Here is a 592-nt window from a genome sequence, read left to right as displayed (position 1 = left end):
AAGCGCGGGCTTCATGTTGACTTTGAGCCAATTGCGCAGCTTGTGATTCAAGTTTTTCTTCAAGGCCACCAACCTGATCTCTGGCCTCTTGAAGTTGAGCAGTAATGGCATCTTGGGCTATTTTGTGTGCAGCATTTAATGCGTCTAATTGAGCGGTTAGTTCTGCTTTATCCGCTTCATTTTGTCCAGAAACTTGTTGGATTTGCGTTTGTAAGCGCTCTACTTCCGCTGTATGAGCAGTAGTAAGCGATAAAGCTTCGGCTTTAAGACGCTGAAGTTCTGTTTGGGCAGTTTCTAATTCAGCTTGAATTGAATGTTGCTGCGTTTCACTCGCTTCAGCCCGTGCAATTTGAGTTTCAAGATTAGTTTTGGTTTCTTCGAGCTCTGCACGGATTCTTATAAGATTTTCTTCTAATCCACCGACTTTGGTTAAGAGACCAGCATTTTCTGTTTCAAGTATTTTGGTTCGTTCTTGTAATGCCTGATTTTCTCTTCGAGTCGTGTTTAAACGCGTCTCAAGTTCTGATGTTTTTTGAGTAGCTTCTTGAGCAGCGCGTGTTTGTTGTTCAAGAAGGTCGCTTAATCGCTGCTG

Annotated in this window: 1 protein-coding gene; it reads right to left on the bottom strand. The window is 42.9% G+C overall.

The annotated features are described in order from the left end of the window. Positions 1-592 (bottom strand): coiled-coil domain-containing protein (locus E1O47_RS12370; protein ID WP_165475128.1); only part of this gene is annotated, 592 nt, incomplete at both ends.

It is taken from the genome of Legionella yabuuchiae (genome assembly GCF_900640115.1).
Classification (GTDB): Bacteria; Pseudomonadota; Gammaproteobacteria; order Legionellales; family Legionellaceae; genus Legionella_A; species Legionella_A yabuuchiae.
The sequence above is the reverse complement of the archived record's forward strand: the minus strand, read 5'-3'. Positions and strand labels throughout refer to the sequence as shown.